This window comes from Ferrovibrio sp. GW821-FHT12F09 (genome assembly GCF_058806775.1).
Genome location: NZ_JBXAPZ010000001.1, coordinates 1,101,041 through 1,124,030, shown reverse-complemented (window position 1 = coordinate 1,124,030; position 22,990 = coordinate 1,101,041). Strand labels below are relative to the sequence as shown.

General features: G+C 67.1%; 21 protein-coding genes. 12 read left to right on the top strand and 9 right to left on the bottom strand.

Features of this window, described 5'->3' with window-relative positions:
• Positions 1-15: 15 nt before the first annotated feature.
• Positions 16-384 (top strand): ribbon-helix-helix domain-containing protein, encoded by a 369-nt coding sequence (locus AC1ROB_RS05745; RefSeq protein WP_492972169.1) that lies wholly within the window; start codon positions 16-18, stop codon positions 382-384.
• Here AC1ROB_RS05745 and AC1ROB_RS05740 read toward each other — a convergent pair.
• Genes AC1ROB_RS05740 through AC1ROB_RS05730 form a run of 3 tightly spaced genes read right to left on the bottom strand, consistent with a single transcriptional unit; the run spans position 338 to position 2,993 of the window.
• Entirely contained in the window at positions 338-1,228 is an 891-nt protein-coding gene (locus AC1ROB_RS05740; protein WP_492972170.1) for an AEC family transporter, read from the bottom strand. The genes AC1ROB_RS05745 and AC1ROB_RS05740 overlap by 47 nt on opposite strands.
• A gap of 3 nt (positions 1,229-1,231) precedes the next feature.
• Entirely contained in the window at positions 1,232-2,365 is a 1,134-nt protein-coding gene (aroB, locus tag AC1ROB_RS05735) for a 3-dehydroquinate synthase (RefSeq protein WP_492972171.1), read from the bottom strand.
• Positions 2,366-2,369: 4 nt separating this feature from the next.
• Complete coding sequence (locus AC1ROB_RS05730; RefSeq protein WP_492972212.1) at positions 2,370-2,993, bottom strand: shikimate kinase; 624 nt, start codon at positions 2,991-2,993, stop codon at positions 2,370-2,372.
• A 247-nt stretch (positions 2,994-3,240) separates the two neighbouring features.
• Here AC1ROB_RS05730 and AC1ROB_RS05725 point away from each other — a divergent pair, with 247 nt between their 5' ends.
• From AC1ROB_RS05725 to AC1ROB_RS05710, 4 genes are all read left to right on the top strand, one after another.
• Positions 3,241-3,381 (top strand): hypothetical protein, encoded by a 141-nt coding sequence (locus tag AC1ROB_RS05725; protein WP_492972172.1) that lies wholly within the window; start codon positions 3,241-3,243, stop codon positions 3,379-3,381.
• Positions 3,382-3,384: 3 nt separating this feature from the next.
• Complete coding sequence (locus tag AC1ROB_RS05720; protein WP_492972173.1) at positions 3,385-5,283, top strand: hypothetical protein; 1,899 nt, start codon at positions 3,385-3,387, stop codon at positions 5,281-5,283.
• 8 nt (positions 5,284-5,291) lie between these two features.
• Positions 5,292-6,203, top strand: coding sequence for a site-specific tyrosine recombinase XerD (locus AC1ROB_RS05715; RefSeq protein WP_492972174.1), 912 nt, complete (start codon positions 5,292-5,294; stop codon positions 6,201-6,203).
• 328 nt (positions 6,204-6,531) lie between these two features.
• A complete protein-coding gene (locus AC1ROB_RS05710) occupies positions 6,532-7,509 on the top strand; it encodes an HpcH/HpaI aldolase/citrate lyase family protein (RefSeq protein WP_492972175.1) in 978 nt (325 codons plus the stop codon).
• A 127-nt stretch (positions 7,510-7,636) separates the two neighbouring features.
• Here AC1ROB_RS05710 and AC1ROB_RS05705 read toward each other — a convergent pair whose 3' ends face one another.
• Genes AC1ROB_RS05705 through AC1ROB_RS05690 form a run of 4 tightly spaced genes read right to left on the bottom strand, consistent with a single transcriptional unit; the run spans position 7,637 to position 12,115 of the window.
• Complete coding sequence (locus AC1ROB_RS05705) at positions 7,637-7,933, bottom strand: hypothetical protein (RefSeq protein WP_492972176.1); 297 nt, start codon at positions 7,931-7,933, stop codon at positions 7,637-7,639.
• 14 nt (positions 7,934-7,947) lie between these two features.
• The gene (locus AC1ROB_RS05700; RefSeq protein ID WP_492972177.1) at positions 7,948-9,918 is read right to left on the bottom strand and encodes a polysaccharide biosynthesis protein; all 1,971 of its coding nucleotides are present in this window, start codon (positions 9,916-9,918) and stop codon (positions 7,948-7,950) included.
• Between the two features lie 8 nt (positions 9,919-9,926).
• Positions 9,927-10,946, bottom strand: a complete 1,020-nt coding sequence (locus AC1ROB_RS05695) for an MraY family glycosyltransferase (protein ID WP_492972178.1) — start codon at positions 10,944-10,946, stop codon at positions 9,927-9,929.
• The gene (locus AC1ROB_RS05690) at positions 10,943-12,115 is read right to left on the bottom strand and encodes a glycosyltransferase family 4 protein (protein ID WP_492972179.1); all 1,173 of its coding nucleotides are present in this window, start codon (positions 12,113-12,115) and stop codon (positions 10,943-10,945) included. The genes AC1ROB_RS05695 and AC1ROB_RS05690 overlap by 4 nt, the downstream gene beginning before the upstream one ends.
• A 140-nt stretch (positions 12,116-12,255) precedes the next feature.
• On the opposite strand from AC1ROB_RS05690, the gene AC1ROB_RS05685 reads away from it, so the two are divergent.
• From AC1ROB_RS05685 to AC1ROB_RS05670, 4 genes are all read left to right on the top strand, one after another.
• Complete coding sequence (locus tag AC1ROB_RS05685) at positions 12,256-13,545, top strand: nucleotide sugar dehydrogenase (protein ID WP_492972180.1); 1,290 nt, start codon at positions 12,256-12,258, stop codon at positions 13,543-13,545.
• Positions 13,546-13,608: 63 nt separating this feature from the next.
• Positions 13,609-14,760 carry a CobW family GTP-binding protein gene (locus AC1ROB_RS05680; protein ID WP_492972181.1) on the top strand — a complete coding sequence of 384 codons (1,152 nt, stop codon included), beginning with the start codon at positions 13,609-13,611 and terminating at the stop codon, positions 14,758-14,760.
• Positions 14,757-15,188: a hypothetical protein gene (locus AC1ROB_RS05675; RefSeq protein WP_492972182.1), complete on the top strand. Its 432-nt coding sequence runs from the start codon at positions 14,757-14,759 to the stop codon at positions 15,186-15,188. The genes AC1ROB_RS05680 and AC1ROB_RS05675 overlap by 4 nt, the downstream gene beginning before the upstream one ends.
• Entirely contained in the window at positions 15,185-16,033 is an 849-nt protein-coding gene (locus tag AC1ROB_RS05670; RefSeq protein ID WP_492972183.1) for a BUD32 family EKC/KEOPS complex subunit, read from the top strand. The genes AC1ROB_RS05675 and AC1ROB_RS05670 overlap by 4 nt, the downstream gene beginning before the upstream one ends.
• On the opposite strand, the gene AC1ROB_RS05665 is transcribed toward AC1ROB_RS05670, so the two are convergent.
• Together AC1ROB_RS05665 and AC1ROB_RS05660 are read right to left on the bottom strand one after the other, a co-directional pair.
• Positions 16,030-16,482, bottom strand: coding sequence for a GNAT family N-acetyltransferase (locus AC1ROB_RS05665; RefSeq protein WP_492972184.1), 453 nt, complete (start codon positions 16,480-16,482; stop codon positions 16,030-16,032). The two genes, AC1ROB_RS05670 and AC1ROB_RS05665, sit on opposite strands and share 4 nt — an antisense overlap.
• 1 nt (position 16,483) lies before the next feature.
• Entirely contained in the window at positions 16,484-17,518 is a 1,035-nt protein-coding gene (locus AC1ROB_RS05660) for an asparaginase (RefSeq protein ID WP_492972185.1), read from the bottom strand.
• Positions 17,519-17,593: 75 nt separating this feature from the next.
• On the opposite strand from AC1ROB_RS05660, the gene AC1ROB_RS05655 reads away from it, so the two are divergent.
• From AC1ROB_RS05655 to AC1ROB_RS05645, 3 genes are all read left to right on the top strand, one after another.
• Positions 17,594-18,109: an RNA methyltransferase gene (locus tag AC1ROB_RS05655; protein ID WP_492972186.1), complete on the top strand. Its 516-nt coding sequence runs from the start codon at positions 17,594-17,596 to the stop codon at positions 18,107-18,109.
• A 202-nt stretch (positions 18,110-18,311) separates the two neighbouring features.
• Positions 18,312-19,796, top strand: a complete 1,485-nt coding sequence (locus AC1ROB_RS05650; protein WP_492972187.1) for a hypothetical protein — start codon at positions 18,312-18,314, stop codon at positions 19,794-19,796.
• A gap of 57 nt (positions 19,797-19,853) precedes the next feature.
• Entirely contained in the window at positions 19,854-22,988 is a 3,135-nt protein-coding gene (locus AC1ROB_RS05645) for a CHAT domain-containing protein (RefSeq protein WP_492972188.1), read from the top strand.
• Positions 22,989-22,990: the final 2 nt, after the last annotated feature.

The following is a 22,990-nucleotide window of genomic DNA, read 5'->3' as shown; positions in this document are numbered from 1 at the left end:
ATTATAGGTTGCGATATGCCAACGACACGCCAACCGCAGCACGCCACGCCAGCCCATACGGGTTCGAGCCTCATTACCCGCAATCTGCGGCTGGGGCGCGGGCGAACGAGCATCCGGCTGGAGCGGCTGGAATGGGCGGCGCTGGATGCGATTTGCCAGACCGAGAATGTTGATCGTCACATGTTTGCAGCCCAGGTCGACCGCGACCCGCTGCGGCGGGAAAAGACCCTGACCTCGCGGGTGCGCAGCGCCATTCTGGCTTATTTCGTGTCGCGGTCCGGGATCATCGTGCCGGGGCTGACGGCGGCCGGCCGCGAGGCGCTGCTCAATATCGGCCTCAGCCCAGGACCAGCGCCAGCAAAACAGGAAGAGTCGCGAAACTGAGTAGGGTGGAAATCACCACCAGGCTGGCGACCGTCTGCGGGTCGCGATTGTAGCGCACCGCGAAAATGTAATTCACCACTGCCACCGGCATGGCGCACTGGATGATGAATACGCCACGCGCCGCCCCTTCCAGGCCCAGCACCCAGCTCAACCCGAATCCCGCGCCCAGGCCCGCCAGCAGACGGATGGCCGAGAGCAGCAGGCCGCGCCTGAGATCGTTGACCTTCAGCGTCGCCAGCGACACGCCGAGCGTCAGCAGCATCAGCGGAATGGCGATACCGCCGGCCACGTGCAGGCTGCGCATCACCCAGCCCGGCGGATGCACCTGCAGCAGATTGCCGATCACGCCGATCAGCACGGCGTAGATCATCGGCGAGCGGAAGACTTCCTTGAGATTGCCGCGTCCTGCCAGGATCGATTGTCCCAGCGTGAAATTGCCCAGTGAACTGACCGCGAAGAACACGATGCCAAGCGCCAGTCCGGGCTGGCCATAAGCGAAGAGGCTGAGCGACAGCCCGGCATTGCCGGCATTGGGAAAGGTCAGCGACGACACATAGCTGCGGATCGGCAGGCGCAGCGCCGACAGCACTGCCGTATTCATCGCCATGAAGGCCGCCATCGCAATGAAGGTGGCCATGGCCATGGTGCCGATCATGGCGCGATCCACCTCGGCATTCAGCAGCGAGTGAATCACCAGACAGGGCGTGCCGAAATTGGTGACCAGCAGGCTGATATTGTCGACCTGGAACGGCCGGCCGCGCCGGGCCCAGAACCAGCCGAAACCGACCAGCATCAGCAGCGGCGCGATGACCGAAAAGACTTCAGCGAATAAGGCAAGCGACATGGATCAGGCCGCGCGGCCGGTGGCGCCATCCAGCTGTTCGGCCAGCAGCGCCAGCACAGCCTGCGGCGCGACATCGTTCTTCTGCACGGCGCGGCCGATGGCTTCGGCCAGGATGAACACCAGATTGCCGTCGCGCACCTTCTTGTCCTGCTTCATATGGTCGAGCAGAGCGGCGGCCTTGAACTGCGCGGCGCCATCCACATCGGCAAGCCGCGCCGGCAGGCCGCTTTCGGCCAGATGCGCTTCCACGCGCGGCGCCAGGCCGGCATCGCACAGACCCAAGACCGCCGACAGACGGAAGGCCAGCGTCATGCCCACCGCGACGCCCTCGCCATGCAGCAGGCGCTGCGAATAGCCGGTCTCGGCTTCCAGCGCATGGCCGAAGGTATGACCGAGATTGAGCAGCGCGCGTTCGCCTTCCTCACGCTCGTCGGCGGCCACAATGCGCGCCTTGTGCGCGCAGCAGCGCGCCACCGCTTCGGTGCGCAGCGTCATGTCGCCGGCCAGCAGCTTCGCGCCGTTCTGTTCCAGCCAGGCATAGAAATCCGCATCGCCGAGCAGGCCGTATTTCACCACCTCGGCATAGCCGGCCCGCAGCTCGCGCGGCGACAGCGTATCCAGCAGCGCCACATCGGCCAGGACGAGTTTGGGCTGATGAAACGCGCCGATCAGGTTCTTGCCCTGGCGACTGTTGATCGCGGTCTTGCCGCCGACAGATGAGTCGACCTGCGCCAGCAGCGAGGTCGGTACCTGGATGAAATCCATGCCGCGCCGGAGCACGGAAGCCGCGAAACCGACCAGATCGCCGATCACGCCGCCGCCGAGCGCGATCAGGTAATCGCGGCGCTCGACCTTCAGCGCCAGCAGCGATTCGCACAGATGCTCGAAACCGGCATAGGATTTCTGCTTCTCGCCCGGCGGCAGGATCACCGTTTCGCAGCCGATATTCTTCAGCGCCAGCGCGCGCCGCAGCGTATCGAGATGATGCTTGGCGACCGTCTCGTCGGTGACGATGACGGCGAATGGCCGGCGCAGCAGCGGCGCGATGTGGTCGCCGGCACGCTCCAGCAGGCCGGCGCCGACCTGGATGTCATAGGCGCGGTCGCCAAGAGCCACACGCACAATCTGTTCGCTCATCGCTTCACTCGTTCACATGCGCAGGATGGCCATGGCCGGTCCTGGCATGCTGTCTGGCATAATCGTGATAGGCATCGGGCAGCGCCTGCAGGATCTGATCGACCACGCCGTCATGGGGACCGTCCACGCTCTCCACCGTGATGTCGGCCTCGGCGTAGAACGGATAACGGTCGGTCATCAGGCGCGACAGCGTGCTGCGCAGGTCGCCATTGGCCAGCAGCGGGCGGTTGCTGCGCCGCGCACAGCGCTTGACCAGGATATCCAGCTCGGCCTTGAGCCAGACCGAGATTCCTTTGCTGCGGATGCGCTCGCGCGTCTCGACATTCATATAGGCGCCGCCGCCGGTGGCCAGCACCAGATGCGGCTGCTCCAGCAGGCGCGCGATCACCTTGCGCTCGCCATCGCGGAATGCGGCCTCGCCATGGCTGGCGAAGATTTCCGGGATGCTCGCGCCGGCGGCCTTTTCGATTTCGGTATCGGCATCGAGGAAGGCGAAGCCGAGCCGGCTGGCGAGCCGGCGGCCGACCGAACTCTTGCCCGCGCCCATCAGGCCGACCAGCACGATGCTGCGCAGCCGGCCGTCCGGGCCAGGTGCTAGGGAGCCGGCAGCCGCTGTCCCGGGAGCCATCCCTGGGGCGGAGCGGGAGTGGTCGGAGGGAGCGGCAACGGCGGAGACGATCTCGGTAATGCTCACGCCCATTCTCGTAAGTCTGCCGGCGCTGGGCCGGGCCTGAAACCAATGCCTTACGCCCCGCCGATTGCCTGCGCCGGGCCGCGCCGATACAATAGAGCAATCGGTTCACAATTCCAGCGCGCGCCGCTGCCCCGGGGTGTCCGGGCCGCAGCCGCGCCGCCCAAGCCGGAGCGCAAGCCGCATGGCCCGTATGTCGCTAATCCTCGGTGCCACCCTGATCGTCCTGATCGGCGGCGGCGTCGCCTTCCTGGCCAGCTGGGACATTCCGGCCCCGCGCGGCAAGGTGGAAAAGGTCATCCCCGCCGACCGCCTCGGGAAATAACCCATGCGTCGTCTGGCGTCGGCCAGTGTTCTTGGCGTCGCCCTGCTGGCCGGCCAGACCGCCCTGGCCCAGCCGATTCGCCTGATCCCGCCGGAGCAGCAGGCCGCCCCGGCCGGCAGCCAGCCATCCGAACCCTCAAACCAGGTCCAGACCCAGGGCAATACCCCACCCATGGGCAGCCCGCCGCTCAGTGCCCCGCCGCAGATTCTGCGCCCGCCTGCCGGCATGGTGGAAACCCAACAGCTGGCGCCGCCGCCGGCCGCCGAGACACCGGCCGCCGCCGAAGCGCCCGCCGGCAAAACGCCTGACTTCGTCATCCAGCCGCTGAAGGCGCCCGACCCGTCCTCGGCCGGGCTGCTCGACGAGGGCAACGGCGGGCTGGGCAGCGCCATGTGGCAGGGCAGCAGCCGCGGCCAGGCCATGCAGGCGCTCGGCGTGCTGCCGGCCCCGGTAGCCGCGCCCGCCCTGCGCAACCTGCAGCGCCGCCTGCTACTCAGCATCGCCGAAGTGCCGCCGGGCAACGACACGGTGCCGACGCTGCTCGGCCTGCGCGTGGCGCAGTTGATGAAGCTCGGCTTCATCAGCGATGCCGAACGCCTGACGCCATCTGCCGTCTCGGCCCCGAAGGACGCGGTGTTCCGCGAGCTGCCGTTCAATCTGGCGCTGCTGAAGAACGACATGCCGCGCGCCTGCGAGTTGGCCGCCAGCGGCCTGCGCGACGATCCGGCACCGCTGTGGCAGAAGGCCACCGTCTTCTGCCGCTACAGCGCCAAGGATATCGCCGCCGGCGACCTGGCGCTCAGCCTGTGGCGCGACAGCGGCACCGACAGCGATCCGGTCTTTGGCACGCTGGCCAATATCCTGCGTGGCGATGCGCGCGCCAAATTCGACAGCTTCGGTGGCACGGTTTCGCCGCTGCATTTCGCCATGCTGCGCGCCACCGGCCGGCCTCTTCCTAAAGATACGCTCGAGGTGGCATCACCAGCCGCGCTGATCGCCATTGCCGCCTATGACAAGGCCGATGCGGATACCCGCCTGATGGCGGCGGAACGCGCGGTGGCCTTTGGCGCATTGCCGCCCGAGGTGCTGGCCGAAGCCTATGGCGCGGTCGAGATTGCCGAGGCCCAGCGCGCGACGCTCACCGCCGCCATAGCCACCGGCAAGGACCGGAGCGTACGGGCGGCGGCGATGCTGTATCAGCAAACCCGCGCCACCACCGAGCCGAAGACCCGCGCCGAACTGATCCGCCGCGCCTGGGACCTGGCGGTCACGCGCAATCTGCAACTCGCCACCGCCAGCGTCTACAAGCCGCTGCTGGCCAACCTGGTGCCCAACGAAGGCAGCATCGCCGCCGCGCCCGCCGTGATCCGCATGGCGCTGGCCGCCGGCGATACCGGCCTCGCACGCCTGTGGCGCAACACGCTGATGGCGCTGCCGCCCGAGCGCGACAATGCCGGCGATATCGCCGCCACCGCCTGGCCTTTGCTGCTGATCGCCGGCGAAGACGGCGACTGGCGCGACAGCCGTTACGAAGCCTGGCTGGCCGCGCAGGACAGCCTGCCGCCGCCCGAGCGCACCGCGCGCGCCGCCCTGCTGCTGACCCTGGCCGAGGCCGCCGGCCTGACCGTGCCGGCCGAACGCTGGGACAGCCTGCTCAATGCCGCCGCCGCGGCGAATGCCAAAGCTCCGCCGGTGGCGTTGTGGCGCAACCTGCAGCGCGCTGCCACCGCCAAGGCGAAAGCCGAGACCGTGGCGCTGGCGCTGGCCATGCTCGGCGGTCAGGGCAGCCTGGAGGCCGATGGCCAGAGCCTGGCCACCGCGCTGGAAGCCCTGCGCAGCGTCGGCCTCTCGGCGGAAGCAAAGCAAATTGCCCTTGAAGCTGCGCTGCTGCGCGGCTTCTGATCGAACGCATGGCGAGAGCCAGCCGCCATATCGACAATTTCCTGGAGATGCTGAGCGCCGAGCGCGGTCTGGCGAAGAATTCGCTGATCGCCTACCAGACCGACCTCGCCGAATTCAGCGGCTTCATCGCGGCGCGCAACGAGACGCCGGAAAAGATCGGCGTCGATTCTTTACGCGCCTATGTCCAGGGTCTGCACGATGCCGGACTGAAGCCCGCCACCGCCTCGCGCCGGCTCTCGGCCCTGCGGCAGTTCTTCAAATTCCTGGTGCAGGAAAATATCCGCAGCGACGATCCGGCCGCCCTGCTGGATGCGCCCAAACGCGCGCGGCCCCTGCCGAAGCTGCTCAGCGAAACCGAGGTCGATACGCTGCTCGACGAGGTGCGCAGTTTGCGCGACGATCCGGCCGAGAGCGCGCGGCTGACCGCCCTGCTGGAAATCCTCTACGCCACGGGCCTGCGCGTCAGCGAGCTGGTCGGCCTGCGCTGGCCGCCGTTTGGCGACGACGACCGGTTTCTGGTCATCCGCGGCAAGGGCAACAAGGAGCGGCTGGTGCCCTTGAGCGACCCGGCGCGTCAGGCCATCGCGGCCTATGCCGGCTGGCGCGGCCAGTTCATGGACGCGAAAACCTCACCCTGGCTGTTTCCCTCGCGCGGCGAAAGCGGCCATCTGACGCGGCAGCGCTTCGGCCAGTTGCTGAAGGAGCTGGCGGTGGCCGCTGGACTGATGCCGTCGAAAGTGTCGCCGCATGTGCTGCGCCATGCCTTCGCCAGCCATCTGCTGGCCCATGGCGCCGACCTGCGCGCAGTGCAGAAGATGCTGGGCCACGCCGATATCAGCACCACGCAGATTTACACCCATGTCCTGGAAGCGCGGAAACAGGCGCTGGTGCGCGGCCATCACCCGCTCGCCAAGGACTGAGTCCCGGTTTTCTGCGATAATCCTGTCCGCCGGGCGACCAATTCAGGCCCATTCGGCGCCAATCGGAGACCGATTGGAGCCCATTCAGGGCCAATTGCGTCCTATTGCGAGCCAGTCGGGACCGATGGAGTCCCGTGCAGGACCAAGTCTGGCCCACTCGTGCGTCCCGTCTTTACGATGTCCAGCAGCAGCGGCGCAGTAATGAGAACATATATGGTACACCAGAAAGCCTGACGGTCAAGCGCCCTCGCGTAACGTCAGGCTTGCCAACACCCCTCCGGGCCAGTTAGCAGATGCAGCATAGATAAAAACAGGGAGCGTTGCCGCCATGAGCTTCAAAACCATCACCCCCGCCCCGGCCCGGCTGAACCGCTGCGAGCTGGCGGTGCCCGGCAGCAGCGTGAAGCTGTTCGAAAAGGCCGCGAAAAGCGCCGCCGATGTGATTTTCCTTGATCTCGAAGACGCGGTGGCGCCCGACGACAAGCCGCAGGCGCGCAAGAATATCGTGGCCGCCCTGCATGACATCGACTGGGGCCGCAAGGTGATGTCGGTGCGCATCAACGGGCTCGACACCCATTACATGTATCGCGACGTCGTCGAGGTGATCGAGGGCGCCGGCGACAAGGTCGACCTGGTGATGGTGCCGAAAGTGGGCACGGCGGCCGATATCTATGCCGTCGACATGCTGCTGACCCAGATCGAGACGGCGAAAGGCTTCAAGAAGCGCATCGGCATCGAGGCGATCATCGAGACGGCCCTGGGCATGCAGAATATCCACGAGATCGCCGCCGCATCGCCCCGCATGGAAAGCCTGCATTTTGGTGTTGCAGATTATGCCGCCTCGACCCGGGCCCGCACGACCTCCATCGGCGGGCCGAACGCGCTCTACGGCGTGCTGACCGACAAGGATGGCGACAAGCCGCGCGATTATTTCTGGGGCGACATGTGGCATTACGCCATCTCGCGCATGGTGGTGGCGGCGCGTGCCAACGGGTTGCGGCCGATCGATGGCCCGTTCGGCGATTTCTCCGATGCCGATGGCTACCGGGCGCAGGCCAACCGCGCCGCGATTCTCGGTTGCGAAGGAAAATGGGCGATCCATCCGGCGCAGATCACGGTGGCCAACGAGGTCTATACGCCGCCGGAAGCGGAAGTGACCAAGGCCAAGCGCATCCTGGAAGCGATGGCGGCGGCGCAGGCCGCCGGCCAGGGCGCGGTGGCGCTGGACGGCAAGCTGATCGACATCGCCTCCATCCGCCAGGCCGAAGGCATCGTCAAACAGGCCGAGCTGATCGCGCGGGGGTGAGCCATCGCCGCAACTAAGATCGTCACCCGCGGGCTTGACCCGCGGGTCCCAATTTCTTGCAACATCGGAATGGGATGCCCGGACTTGATCCGGGCATGACAAGCAGTAATAAATTCGGGGCTGCGGCTTATTGACTCACTCGCCAATCGGTTTTCGATATACCGAACATAATAGCAGCAGATTCGAACGCATCTTCCAGCGAGTCTGCATGGTCGTGAGACTGCGGTTCGCCGGCATCATTCCAATGCCAGGTAATCACTTCCGCGCCAGCATGTTCGATACTGAGAAACTGTGGCAAGGGAAGGGGCCGAAGCTCGCCGCCTTCGACGATGTTATGCCCATACTCGCGGGAGCGCTGTTCCGGCGTCAGCTTAACATACCAAAAACGGGCATTGCCGTTCAGGGAATGCGGAAAACCAGCCATCCCTTGTAACCCGCTTACGCCGCCGAGACCGGCGTCTTGCTGCCGGCGGCAGGCGCGGCAGCGGCCTGCCCATTGGGCGCGTGTTCGAATTCCGGCACGAGCGTCTTCATCAGCTGCAGCAGCGCGGCCGTGTCCTGTTCGCGCGCGGCCTGGGCCGCCACCGCAATGGCGCGCTCCAGTTCGGCGCGGTCGACGATGCGCGGCGCCGCCAGCATGATGCCATCCTGCGGCGTGGGCATCGTGGCCTCGTCGCTGTGCAGCACTTCCTCATACAGCTTCTCGCCCGGGCGCAGGCCGGTATAGACGATCTTCACATCCTTGTCGGGACGCAGCCCGGCGAGGCGGATCATCTGCTGCGCCAGATCGCGAATGCGCACCGGCTCGCCCATGTCGAGCACGAAAATCTTGCCCGCCGCCTGCACGGTGTCGCCCGACATGGCGGCGGCCTGCAGGATCAGTTCGACCGCCTCGCGCGTGGTCATGAAGAAGCGCGTGACATCGGGATGCGTCACCGTCAGCGGCCCGCCCATGCCGAGCTGGCGCTGGAACAGCGGCACCACTGAGCCAGACGAGCCCAGCACATTGCCGAACCGCACAGTGACAAACTGCGTGGCGGCATTGCTGCTGGCCCGCTCCAGATCGAGACTCTGGCAGACCATCTCGGCCACGCGCTTGCTGGCGCCCATCACATTGGTGGGGTTGACCGCCTTGTCGGTGGAGATCATCACCATGACGCCGACGCCGTGACGCCGGCTGGCCTGCGCCACCACCGCGGTGCCCTGCACATTGGTGAGGATGCCCTCGCCGATATTGGCCTCCACCAGCGGCACATGCTTGTAGGCCGCGGCATGCAGCACGATTTCGGGGCGGTGGGCGGCGAAGACGCGTTCGACCGCATCGGCGCTGCGCACATCGCCGAGCACCGGCAGCCGCGCCACACCGGGGAAGCGTTCGGCCAGCTCCATGTCGATCTGGTAGAGCGCATGTTCGCTCTGTTCGAACAGCACGATCAGCGCCGGCTCCAGCGCCGCCACCTGGCGCACCAGTTCCGAGCCGATGGTGCCGCCGGCGCCGGTGACCAGCACGCGCTTGCCACCAACCAGCCGGATGACGGCGGCGCGGTCGAGCACGCGTTGCGGCCGGCCGAGCAGGTCTTCCACATCGATGGGCCGCACCTGCGAGGCGCCGTCGCTCTCTTTGCGGAATTCGGTCAGCCGCGGCAGGCGCGCCACCGTGATGCCGAGATGGCCGGCGGCATCGACCAGCGCGCCGATGACGCGACCGTCGAAACGGTCGTCGGCGATGATGATGCGGTGCGGCCGGTCAATGGGGCGCATCTGCGCGACAATAGCGGCGAGGTCGTCGATGCGGCCGAGCACACGGATGCCGCGCAGATCGCGGCCATGGCGGCCGGCGGAATCGTCAAGGATGCCGACAACGCGATAGGGCGTCTGGCTGCCGCGCTGCATCTCGCGGATGAAGGCATCGGCAGCGGCGCCGGAGCCAAGCAGCAGCACCGGCACGCGCTTGTCGTCGCCCCATTGCAGGGCGGCGACCAGGCTGCCGTCCTTCCAGCTGCGATAGAGCATGCGCGGCCCGGTCAGCAGCGCGACCAGGATGAAGAACTGCAGCACCGAGGCGCTGCGCGGATAGTCTTCCAGGCGGGTGAACAGGAACAGGATGGCGAGGAAGATCAGGATCGACAGTGCCGATCCGCGCAGGATGGCGATCACATCGCGCATCGAGGCGAAATGCCAGATGCCGCGATAGAGCCCGGCGAACAGGAAGACGACCCCGGCGACCGCAGCGAAGCCGGCGGTATCGAGCAGCCAGTCTTCCAGCGACCAGCGGTGATCCACGATGCTGAAGCGCAGCCAGAGCGCCAGCAGGAAGGACAGCGCCGCCATGACGATATCATGCAGTGCCACCAGCAGGACGCGGTGGTTGAGCCGGAGCAGGCGCGGGGATTTAGCGGGACTGGCCATGATCGGTCTCAGTCTAGCGGCTGGGCCGGTTCGGCGAAATGCCTACAGAGCAGCGCCGTCAGAACCAGTGCGATGGCCAGCGCGGCCAGCGCCGCGCCGAGCGACAGGGTGCTGAGCAGCGCCAGCAGGATGAGGATGGTATTCAGCAGGGCGATACGGGTGGCGACCGCGGCATGACTGCCGAGCTTGCGCGCGCCCTGCTGGTAGAAATGGCTGCGATGGGCCTGCCAGACCTTTTCGCGCCGCAGCAGCCGGCGCAGCAAGGTGACGGTGGCATCCATCCAGTAATACATCGGCAGGATCAGGGCGGCGGCCCAGTCGCCCGAGAGGGCGAGCAGCACCAGCAGCAGGCCGAGCAGGTAGCCCACCGGGACGCTGCCGACATCGCCGAGGAAAACTTTCGCCCGGCCCCAGTTCCATGGCAGGAAGCCCAGCGCGGCCGCGGCGACGATCAGGCCGGTTGCATCGACGATGCCGGAGGGCTGCGTGGCGAAGACCAGTGCAATACCGCAGCCGACCGTGGCCATCTCGACACCGGTGATGCCATTGATGCCATCCATGAAGTTGAACAGGTTGGTGAACCAGATCCAGGCCAGGAACAGCAGGATGCGTTCGAGCCAAACCGGCAGCAGCCCTTGCGTGATGCTGGCGAAATCCGGCAGCAGCGCCAGCAGCAGGCCGACGGCCAGCATCTGCACGCCGAGCCGCAAACCGACGGGCAGGCCGCCACGGCGATCATCGAGCCAGGAGACCAGTGCCAGCGCCGCCATGCCGAGCAGCGCCAGCAGGAAATAGTCGTCCGGGTCGTAGCCGTACCAAACGATGCAGCCGAGCAGGATACCGGCGGTGACGGCGATGCCGCCGCCGCGCGGCGTGATCTCGCTGTGGCTGGAGCGTTCGTTCGGAATATCCATGATCGCGCGGCGCTGCAGCCAGCCGATCAGCGGCTTCAGCGCGATAAAAACAAACAGGCCGCTCGACACGGCGATGCCTGCTGCGATCAGCCAGTCCTGCGCCAGCACGCTCACAGCGCCTCTCCCTGCTGTGTCAGCACATGGCGATAGGCGGCGAGACTCTCGGCGACGAACTGCTCGACCGAGAATTCCGCCACCGCGATGGCGCGGCCGCGCGCCGCCAGACGCTGGCGCAGGGCCGGATCGCGCAGCAGGCGGTCGATGGCGGCCGCCGTGGCCGGGCCGTCGCCCACCGGCACCAGCAGGCCGTTTTCCTCATGCCGCACCACTTCGCGGCAGCCCGGCGCATCGGTGGTGACGATGGCGCGGCCGATGGCGGCGGCCTCGATCAGCCCGCGCGGCAGGCCTTCGCGATAGGACGGCATGACGATGATATGGGCGCGCGCCAGCATCGCCGGCATGTCTTCGGCGAAGCCCCAGTATTCGACCGCGCCGCCGTCGATCCAGGCTTGCAGCTGCGCCGCGCCCACATCGGTGGGGTTATCCGGATCGGGCCGACCGACCAGCACGAAACGCACGCCGGGCTGGCGCAGCGTTTCGGCAGCGGCGACGAATTCGCGCAGGCCCTTGTCGCCCAGCAGTCGCGCGGGGAACATCACGACCGTTTCGCCGGCCGGTTCGGGCTGCGGCGCGAAACGCTGCATGTCGACGCCGCAGCCGCGGATCATCACATAGCGGCCCGCTTTTCGATCAAAGCCTGGCGGCAGCAGGCGATGCTGCTCGAAGACAGCGAGATCGTCGGGGTTCTGGAAAATCGCCAGGCTGTTGCGATGATGCAGCGCGAAGCGGTAGAGCGGCTCCAGCAGCCGGCGCAGCAGCCGCGTCCTGCCATCGTCGCGGATGAACAGGAAGCCCAGGCCGGTGATGGCATGCACCACGGCGGGCACACCGGCCAGCCGCGCGGCGATGCCGCCCCAGATCACCGGCTTGATCGAGACCAGATGCACGATGCGCGGCCGCAGCCCCAGCATCAGCCAGAACAGGTCGAGCAGCAGGCGCAGTTCGGCCAGCGGGTTGGTGCCGCCGCGCCCGAGCGGGATCGGATGGATATGGAAGCCCTCGGCAGTCAGGCGGGCCGTCATCGCCGGATCGGCCGGAGCCGCCACATGCACGTCCCAGCCGGCATCGCGCATGGCCCGGCCGACCGGCAGGCGATGGGTGGCGAAGAACAGGGCTTCCTGCACAACGATCAGCAGGCGGCGCGGGGGCGAGGAACGGACCATGGCCCGGCTCTACCGGCTGGCACCGGGGCGGTCAAGCGGTCAAATCCCCTTATCCTTCCATGGCTTTCCGGGTGGCTTTATTGACAGGGCCGGGCAGCCGGGCTACCCCCTGATTTCCGGTTCCCAGAGCAAGGCAGTCCGTGTCCGCCCCCTCGTCCGCTTCCCCCATTGCCGTGATCGGCCTCGGCTATGTCGGTCTGCCGCTGGCGGTGGCGCTGGCCAGGCATTTCCCGGTGGTCGGCTTCGATGTTGACCGCAGCCGGATCGAGGAATTGCGGCGCGGCCAGGACCGCACCCACGAGATCGGTGCCGACGCCCTGAAGGCCTCGACGCTGAAGCTCAGCGCCGATGCCGCCGACCTGCCCGGCCATGCCATCTATATCGTCACCGTGCCGACCCCGGTGGACGACAAGAACGTGCCCGATCTCGGCCCGGTGCGCTCGGCCTCGCGCACGGTGGGCACGGCGCTGAAGACGAAACCGGCCAAGGGCGCTGTCGTCGTCTATGAAAGCACCGTCTATCCCGGTGTTACCGAAGAGGTCTGCGGCCCGATCCTGGAAGAGCTGTCGGGCCTCGTCTGCGGCCGGGATTTCTTCCTCGGCTATTCGCCCGAGCGCATCAATCCCGGCGACAAGGTGCATACGGTCGACAAGATCACCAAGGTGGTGGCCGGCCAGACGCCCGCCGTGGCGGCGCAGCTTGCCGATGTCTACGGCCGGATTACCTCGGGCGGCATCCATCTGGCGCCGACGATCAAGACGGCGGAAGCCGCCAAGGTGATCGAGAATGCCCAGCGCGACATCAACATCGCCTTCATCAACGAGATCGCCATGATCTTCGGCAAGATGGGCATTTCCACCCATGACGTGCTGGAAGCCGCCGGCACCAAGTGGAATTTCCTGAAATTCCAGCCCGGCCTGGTCGGCGGCCACTGCATCGGCGTCGATCCCTATTACCTGGCGCATCGCGCCGGCGAACTGGGTCATGACGCCCGTATCATCCTGTCGGGCCGCGCCATCAACGACGGCATGAGCGGCTATGTGGCCGACAGCATCGCCGCGCGCATCCAGCCGAAGAGCAATATCCTGGTGCTGGGCCTGACCTTCAAGGAAGACGTGCCCGACCTGCGCAATTCCAAGATCGCCGACCTGATCGCGGCGCTCGGCCGCCATGGCCATTCGGTCGCCGTGCACGATCCACTGGCCGACCCGAACGAAGCGCAGCATGAATATGGCCTGATGCTGGCGCCGCGGCTCGACCAGCTTTCGGGCTTCGACGCCGTGGTGGTGGCGGTGCCGCATGAGCAGTATCGCGGGCTCGACACGGCGGCGCTCGCCCGGCTGGTCAGATCCGGCGGCCTGCTGGCCGACCTGAAGGGCCTGTGGCGCGGCCGCGGCCTGCCCGACAGCCTGCAATACTGGTCGCTGTAATCGCGCGGCACTGGACAGGGCCGCCGCCCTGCCCAAAATAAGGCGGCCACAGGAGTTTTCGCCATGTCCGAACAGGTCGACACCCGCATCCCGGTTTCCGTCATCACCGGCTTCCTGGGCGCGGGCAAAAGCACGCTGCTCAACCGCCTGCTGCGCCACCCGGACATGGGCGAGACCGCCGTGATCGTCAACGAATTCGGCGAGATCGGCCTGGACCATGCGCTGATCGCCTCCAGCAAGGAAGACACCGTGCTGCTCAGCTCGGGCTGCCTGTGCTGCACGGTGCGCGGCGACCTAGTGAACACCTTCCGCGAGCTGACCGCCAAGCGCGACAGCGGCGAGGTCAAGCCGTTCAAGCGCGTGGTGATCGAGACCACCGGCCTGGCCGATCCGGCCCCGGTGCTGCACACCCTGATGAGCGATCCGGTGGTGGCCGAGCGCTGCCGCCTGGAAAGCGTGGTGACGCTGGTGGATGCCGTGAACGGCGACAGCACCCTGGACCATCATATCGAGGCGGTGAAACAGGCCGCCGTCGCCGACCGCCTGGTGCTGACCAAGACCGACCTGGCCGACGCGAAAGCCGTGCAGAAGCTGCGCCATCGCCTGCAGCATCTCAATCCCGGCGCCGCCGTCTTCACCGCGATCGGCGGCGACATCGCGCCCAAGCCGCTGTTCAATGCCGGGCTCTACGATCCCTCGACCAAGAGCTTCGACGTGCAGAACTGGCTGCGTGCGGAATCCTACGAGGCTGGCCACGACCATCATCATGACCACGATCATCACGACCATGACCATGGCCATCATCATCACGATCATGGCCATGATCACGGGCACCAGCATTTCGAGACGCCGGACGGCAAGCTCGACGTCAACCGCCATGACGCCACGATCCAGTCCTTCTGCCTGACCTTCGATACACCCTTCGAATGGAACACGCTGGCCACCTGGCTCGACCTGCTGGCCGCCTATCGCGGCGACAACCTGCTGCGCGTCAAAGGCCTGGTCAATGTCACCGGCGTCGACCGTCCGGTGGTGATCCATGGCGTGCAGCACCTCTTCCATCCGCCCGCCACCATTCCGGCCTGGCCCGATGCCGACCGGCGCAGCCGCATCGTCTTCATCACCCGCGACCTCGGCCGCGAGGTGATCGAGCAGACCCTGGTGGCGCTGCAGCAGGCCGAGCCCTCGTCCACGGATATCCCCGCCCCCGCATGAGTGAAACGCCCGCCCCAGTCGAGATTCCGAGCTTCCCGCCGCCGGCGCCGCCCGGCAACGTGACGGAGCTGATCGCGCTGGCCGAAACCTTCGGCAAGGTGGTGCGGGCCGAGACCAAGGCGCTGAAGGACGGCCATCGCAGCCAGTTCGAGGCGCTGACGGCGCGCAAGGAGGAATACCACCATGCCCTGCGCGAAGGCATGGGCGTGCTGGAGCCGCAGCGCCAGCAGGCCACCATGCAGATGCGCGAACGCTGGCGCCATGTGGCGGCCGAATGCGAACAGGCGCTGCAGGACAATGCCCAGCTGATCGCCCGCGAGCAGCTGCATGCCGCCGCCATGCTGGACATGCTGCGCAACACGCTGCGCATCCAGCAGCGCCAGTCGGTCGGCTATGGCCGCGACGGCCGCCTGAGGCCGCGCGGATGAACAGCCAACCGCCAGGTTCCGACCTGGCCGCCGATCCCGACCTGCACGACCTGATCCGGTCCTTGCGTGCCACGGCGCGGACCCGCGTCTTTTCCGTCTCCTATGGCGGCCGCAAACTCTGGGTGAAAACCGCCGGCACGCCGCGCCTGCGCTCGTCGATGCTGTTGCAGAAGACCATCGCCGCCGTCTTCGCCCTGCCGATCCTGCGGCCGGCGAAGAACCGCAGCGGCGCACTGGGCCTGGCCGCCGAGGCCGCAGCGATCCGGGCCCTGGACGCCGCCGGTTTCCCGGTGCCGGCCGTGCTGGCCTGCACCGGCCAGTGGCTGGTGCTGAGCGATGCCGGCGCGGCGCTGGAAACGCAGCTCAACGAAACCCATGACCCGGCAGCGCGCTGGCAGATGATCGGCAGCGCCGCGGCGCTGCTGGGCCGCCTGCATGCGGCCGGCCTGTGGCATGGCGGCGCGCAGATCCGCAATTTCAGCTGGACGCCTGACCCGGCGGGGGGCGAACAGCCCGGCCTGCTCGACCTGGAAGACCACGACCTTCCCGGCATGACGTTGGCCGAGAAGCAGGCGCGCGACCTGCTGCTGTTCCTCTATTCCCTGATCCGTTACGACCGCCCGGGCAAGGACACTGCCACGCCGCCGCGCCTGCCGGCGCTCGCCGCCACCATGGTGGCGCAGGCAACGCCGGAAGCCCGGCTGCATCTGCGCAAGCTGCGCCACCGCATGACCTGGCTGCTGGCACTGGCGCGGCTGCTGGCGCCCTATGCCGGCCGCGACGTGCGCCAGGCGGCGGCAGCCGACGATGCGCTGGGCCAGGCCCTGGCGCAGATCGCGGACTAGACCAGCTTTTCCATGAACAGGCTGAGCGGATCGGGCGCGTAATCGCCGAATGCCGCGATCTCGCGATAGCCCATCTTGCGATACAGCCCGATGGCTTCGGGCTGGCGGATGCCGGTTTCCAGGCGCAGGCAGCGCAGGCCCTGCGCCGTCGCATGGGCTTCCAGCGCCTCGAGGATGCGGCGACCGAGACCGCGGCCGCGCGCCACTTTCGACAGATACATGCGCTTGATCTCGGCATAGTCGCCGCGCAGCGCCACCGCCCCGCAACCCAGCAGGATGCCATCGGCGCGCGCGGCGAAGAAGGCGATGCCGGGCTGCTGCAGCGTGGCGATATCCAGCAGGTGGTTGCTCTCGGCCGGATAGAGCGTGGCATACCAGGCATCGGCGGCACCCAGCAGCGCAACGGTATCGGGCCGATCCGGGTTCTCGATAGCGATGGCGACGGTCATGTCAGAACGAGGTCGCCAGTCCGATGCTGCCGACATTGATGCCGCGCCAGTTGTTCAGCGGCTGCTCGACCAGCGGACGCACATGTTCGCGGCCGGCCTCGTCCAGCAGCTTCAGATGCTCCAGCAGGCCGCCGAGTGCTGTTTGCGCGGCACGCGCCGTGCCGTCCAGCACCTTGAGCGCGATGCCCAGCCCCAGTTCGGCGGAGGCCGCCGTATACACCCCCTCGGCGCCGGTCTTGGCGATGAAGCGGCCCTTGCCGGCCTGCATCACGACGGTGCAGAAACGCCCCGTGCCGGCAACGTAGAACGGCTCGGCCGCCACAGCGGCGGCGATGCGTTTTGCTGCTTTGGCGCGTTCGGGCGCGAGGCCCACGCCGGTGACGAAGCGGGCAAAGCCCCAGGCCAGGTTATGCAGCGGGATCGCCATGGTCGGCATCGAGCAGCCGTCGACCGCGATGGTGGCCGGATCGATCTTCACGCCGCAGACATCCTCGATCGCCGCGGTGACGCGGCGCTGCACCGGATGGTCGGGCTTCACATAGCCGCGAATGTCTTCCTGCAGATGCGTCGCCACCGACACCATGCCGGCATGCTTGCCCGAGCAGTTGTTGTGCAGCGGCGTGGGCGCTTCCTGGCGGCGGGCAATATTGCGCGCGGTCTCGTCGTGATAGGGCCAGTGCGCGCCGCATTCCAGATCGTCAGGCTTGAGCCCGATGCGGGCGAGCCAGGCGCCCACGGTTTCGGTATGGCCGGCCTCGCCGCCATGGCTGGCGCCCGACATGGCGAGTTCCTTCTGGCTGAGCGAAAAAGCGTCGGCGGCACCGCTTTCGACCAGCGGCAGGGCCTGGATCGCCTTGTTCGAGGAGCGCGGGAAGATCATGGCCTGGGGATCCCCCCAGGAGGCCAGCGTTTTGCCGGCGGCATCGACGATGGTGGCCACCACCGGATGGCGGCTTTCCACTTGCGTGCCGCGCTTCACTTCAACGATAAAGGGCCGCGCACCGGGCGCAGGCAGGGGGGCGAAGGGCTGGCCCATGGCTGGAACTCCTGTCTTGAATCCGGTGGCTTTATACACGCAAGACACTGCACTGGTAAGAAACGGGACCTAAGGATGCGCGGCTTTTTCGGAATCGGCGTCGAGGGCATGAGCAAGCCGATGAATGCGGGCAACCTGTTCCGTACGGCGCATGCCTTCGGCGGCAGCTTCGTCTTCACCATTGCCGCCACCTATTCGGTGAATGCCGCCCGGTCGGATACCAGCAAGACGCCGCATAATCTGCCCTGGTACACCTATGACAGCGCCGCCGACCTGACCCTGCCGACCGGCTGCAAACTGGTGGGAATCGAACTGCTGGACGAGGCCATCGAGCTGCCGAGCTTCCGCCACCCCCTGCGGGCCGCCTATGTGCTGGGCCCGGAAATGGGCTCACTGAGCCCGGAACTGGTGGCGCGCTGCGACCATGTGATCAAGATCCCGACCAGCTTCTGCGTCAATGTCGGCGTGGCGGGGGCCATCGTCATGTATGACCGCCTCATCAACCTGGGACGGTTCGCGGAACGGCCGCTGTCGCCGCTGGCTGCTGCACAACCGCTGGGCAATCCCGGCGGCCGGCACCCCAAGCGATAACCTGTCGGGGCGATGCTGACCGCAGGCTGGGGCAATCTGCGGTTTACGCGACTCGGATCGCACCCGATTTCTAATAGAATCAAAGACCTGCGCGTTTGCTTTTGATCCCGGGCCTGTCATAGTTGCAAGGGGTTGTGGCACGCAGCAAAAGGTCGGCAAGACAGTGAACGCGCCATCGGGGGTGACAGAGGTTGGCAGCGGGGTGGTCCTGTGTCAGGACGCCCATTCGCTGTCCGAACGGCGCGCCCGCATCATGATCGGCCGCGTCTGCCGCGACTATCTGGACGAGAACATCCTCACGCCGATCGAACTGCTGCATCACAGCGGCCATGCCAAGCTGCTGAACGGCGCCGAGAACCTGTGCGCCGCCCTGGTGCAGAAGGCCGCCGTGGCCCAGGCCCAGGCGACCAACACCGCCATGCGCGACAAGGTGAAAAAGCTCTACGCCATCACCGTCGCCGCCATCACCCAGGTGGAAGCCTTCGAGAAGCGCCTGCCGGCGGCGACGCCGCTGACGCACCGACTGCTGACGCAGCTGGCCGGATCCGATCCGCTCTACGGCCAGCGCATCGCCTTTTGCGGCCTGGCGCATCACCTGAACCTGAGCAAGAACTGGACCGAGAAGGCCGAGCGCTGCCTGGCCCTGTTCGAGCCTGGCATCGACCCGGCCGCCGTCGCCATCCTGGATGAGGCGCTGGCGGAAATCCTGCAGGGCAAGACCGCGATACCCGACCTGCTGGGCAAGTTCCGCGATGCCCGCGTGCGCATCATCCAGCTGCTGTCGCTGCTGGATGGCCGCTACGCCATCGACGACCATGCCTACGAAACCGAGTTTGCCCAGCGGCTGCATGACATCGGCACCAAGCACAAGATGCCGGCGCTGCGCGATGCGGTGATCCAGCTGGTGCGGCGTTTGCTGCAGTCCTCGGTGGCGCTGCTGTCGGACGAGCCGGCCGAGGAATTCGCCGCCACCCGCGAAGTCTATGCGCTGCTGACCCGGGACCGCGAATTCGCCACCGAGCTGGGCGCCGCCGACCTGTTCGAGAAGCGCATGGTGCGGCTGGTGACGGCCGAGAAGCTGGCGCGCCTGATCCCCGGCCATTACTCGGCGCCGAAGCTGATGCAGGGCCTGAAGCTGTTCGAGGAAAGCATCGGCGACGGCCCGAAGGAAATCCTGCTCAAATACATCTCCTACCTGTTCGAGCATCGCGACCTGGAAAAGGAGTTCATCGACTCCGCCTACTCGACCGAGGAAAAGGTCGAGATCGCCCAGGAGCTGCGCAAGAAGCTGATCAGCGTCGGCCTGTCGGACCACCGCCGCGAAGCCTTCCTCGGCATCCTCGATCCGCTGATCCAGCGCATCGGCCAGGACCAGCGCCGGGCCACCCGCAACCTCTGCGGGCCGGAAGACCATGTGGTGCTGGAAGGCAACCGCATCCCGCTGAAGAACTGGAGTGTGCGCGGCCTGCTGTTCGGGCCGATCACCGGCACCTTCCTGGAAGGCGAATTGCTGAAACTGACGGTGAAGATCAAGAACCCGAAATTGCAGATCACCTTCGACGCCGAAGGCGATGTTGTGCGCTATACGGACGATGGCTTCGTGGCGATGAAGTACCAATGCCACGACAAGCAGATGGCCAAGAAGGTGGCGCTGTATTTCGACCCCTTCGCCGGTGCCAAGGTCTGAGCTTTCCACCCTGCCGCCAGCGCGCTAGACTGCCGCACCTAGGGGTGGGGTATTCTCATGCGTAATCGTCTTGCTGCCGGCCTGCTGCTGTCGCTGGCCTTTGTCGTCAGCCCTGATCCGGTTCATGCCCAGGCGCCCGCCGCGCAGCCGGCCGCCATGCTGGCCGCGCCACCGCGCAGCATCGCCGATATCGTCGCCATCCTCGACCAGGAAAAACCCGATCCGGCCAAGCGCGCGCAGCTGATCGCGCAGGCCGATGCAGCCGAACCGGCGGGCCTGGATGCGCGCCAGCGCAGCCGTTTCCTGTATGACCGCGCCCAGGCCGCCACGCTGCTCGCCCGCGCCGACAAGGCCCTGGCCGATGCCGAACTGGCCGCGAAACTGGCCGACGAGGTCGGCGACGACAGCTATCGCATCCAGCAGCTGATCGCCGGCCTGAAGCGCCAGACCGGTGACCTGCAGGGCTCGCTGGCTCTGTGGACCCAATTAGCCGAAACCGCCAACAAGTCGCGCAGCCGCGGCCGCACGATGAATGCCTATCGCCAGGCCGGCCAGGGCGCTATCGAGCTGGGCCGACTCGATCTGGCCGAACAATATGTCGGCTATGCCGAGGGCGTGTATCGCGAACTCGCCAACAACACCCGCAACAACAACGTCTTCATGTTTCTACCGAGCTGGCAGTCGGAAATCGATATGTCGAAGGCACAGATCGCCGCGGCCCGCGGCCGGCATGACGAGGCCGAACGCAATTTCGCCGCCGGCATCGTCAATACGCGCGACGCCATCGAGAAATCGAAGAACTGGCCCGACCGGCCGCCCGCCGGCGCCATGGAGAATGGCAACGACCTGAACCTGGCCCGGCTGGGCGAGAGCAAGCTGGCGCAGGGGCGCATCGTCGAGGCCGAGGTGGATATCCGCCAGGCACTGCTCAGCATCCTGCGCCGCAGCGGCAAGTATTTCGGCCCCACCGCCCAGATCACTGCCAGCCTGGCAACGGTGCTGGTGGAACAGGGTCGGTATGCCGAAGCCGAAAAGCTGTCACGCACCGCCCTCGACATCCTGCGCGAGATCGGCATGGATGAAGGCGCGCCTCATATCAACAACGCCAAGCGCGCGCTGGCCAACGTGATCCTGCTGCAACGACGCTGGGCCGAGGCCGCCGCGCTGTATGAGGAAGCGACAACGGCCAACCAGCGTTCGGAGAACGGCCGGATCGGCGGTCGCTTCGCCAATGGCCGCGTGCTGGCGCTGGCCCGCACCGGACGCAACGATGCGGCCCGCGACGTCGCCGGCCGCATGCTGCAGGCCAGCGTCGAACGCGTCGGTGAACGCCATGCCGATACGGCGCTGGCGCGCGGCCTGCATGGCGTGGCACTGGCCGCCGCCGGGCAGGATGCCGAGGCCGTCGCCGCCTTCCGCGCCGCCCTGCCAGTGATCCTGTCGGCCTCGCGCCAGGCCGACACGGAAGAAAGCACCTCGGCCTCGCGCGACTTCTACATCCAGACCATTGTCGAGAGCTACATCGTGCTGCTGGCCAAGGTGCAGGGCACGCCGGCAGCAAGCGGGCTGGATGCCGGGACCGAAAGCTTCCGCCTCGCCGATGCGGCGCGCGGCCGCAGCGTGCAGCGCGCGCTCTCCGCCTCGGCGGCGCGCGCCAGCGTGCGCGATCCGGCCCTGGCGACACTGATCCGCCAGGAGCAGGACGAGCAGAAGCAGATCGCCGCCCAGTTCGGACTCTTAAGCAACCTGCTGGCGCTGCCGCCGGGCCAGCGCGACGACAAGACAATCACGACGCTGCGGACCCAGGTCGACAAGCTGCGCGATGCGCGCGCCAAGACCCGGCAGGACATCGAGAAGCGCTTCCCCGATTATGCCAGCCTGATCGATCCGCGCGCCCCATCCACTGATGACGTGCGCGCCAGCCTGCGGCCAGGCGAGGCGCTGCTGTCCTTCTATCTGGCGCCGGAGAACAGCTTCGTCTGGGTGGTGCCAAAGGACGGCCCGGTCAGCTTCGCCACCCGCCCGGTCGGCGCCGCCGCCATCGAGAAATCGGTGAATGCCTTGCGCCGCGCGCTCGATCCGCAGGCCGAAACGCTGGGCGACATCCCGGCCTATGACCTCAAGCTGGCTTATCAGCTGTACGAAACCCTGCTGCAGCCGGTGGAAGCCGGATGGAAGCCGGCAAAAAGCCTGTATGTGGTCAGCAACGGCGCGCTCGGCCTGCTGCCGCTGTCCCTGCTGCCCACCGCACCCGCCACCGCAGATGCGAAGGCGGCGCCGCTGTTCGAGGGCTACAAGGCCGTGCCCTGGCTGGCGCGCACCCATGCGGTGACGCAGCTACCCTCCACCGCAGCCCTGAAGACCCTGCGCAGCCTGCCGGCCGGCAGTGCCAGCCGGGCGCCGCTGATCGGCTTCGGCGATCCCTTCTTCAGCAAGGAACAGGCGGCCGAAGCCGCCAGCGAAACGCCGGTGCGTATTGCCTCGGCCGATCCGGTGGCGGTGCGCGGGGCCAAGCTGAACCGCCGCAACGCGCCGCAGACCACCGGCATCGACAGCGCCGAACTGGCACAGCTGCCGCGCCTGCCCGATACCGCCGACGAACTGCGCTCGGTCGCCGCCGCCATGCAGGCCGATGCAGCGAAGTCGCTGTATCTGGGCAAGCATGCCAACGAGAAGATCGTCAAGCAAAGCAAACTCGATGGCTACAAGGTTGTGGCCTTCGCCACTCACGGCCTGGTGCCGGGCGAGTTGAACGGCCTGACGCAGCCAGCGCTAGCACTGAGCGCGCCGCTGGTGGCCGATGTCGATGGCGACGGCCTGCTGACCATGGATGAAATCCTCGGCCTGAAGCTGGATGCCGACTGGGTGATCCTGTCGGCCTGCAACACCGGCACCGGTGCGGGCGCCGGCGCCGAAGCCGCATCCGGCCTCGGCCGCGCCTTCTTCTATGCCGGCACGCGGGCGCTGCTGCTCACCAACTGGTCGGTGCATTCGGCCTCGGCGCGCGATCTGGTCACCGACCTGTTCCGCCGCCAGGCCAGCGACGCGAAGCTCAGCCGCGCCGAAGCCCTGCGTCAGGCCATGGTGGCGCTGCTCGACGGGCCTGGTTATCAGGAAGACGGCAAGACGCTGTTCAGCTACAGCCACCCGATCTTCTGGGCGCCCTACAGCCTGATGGGCGATGGCGGCTGATT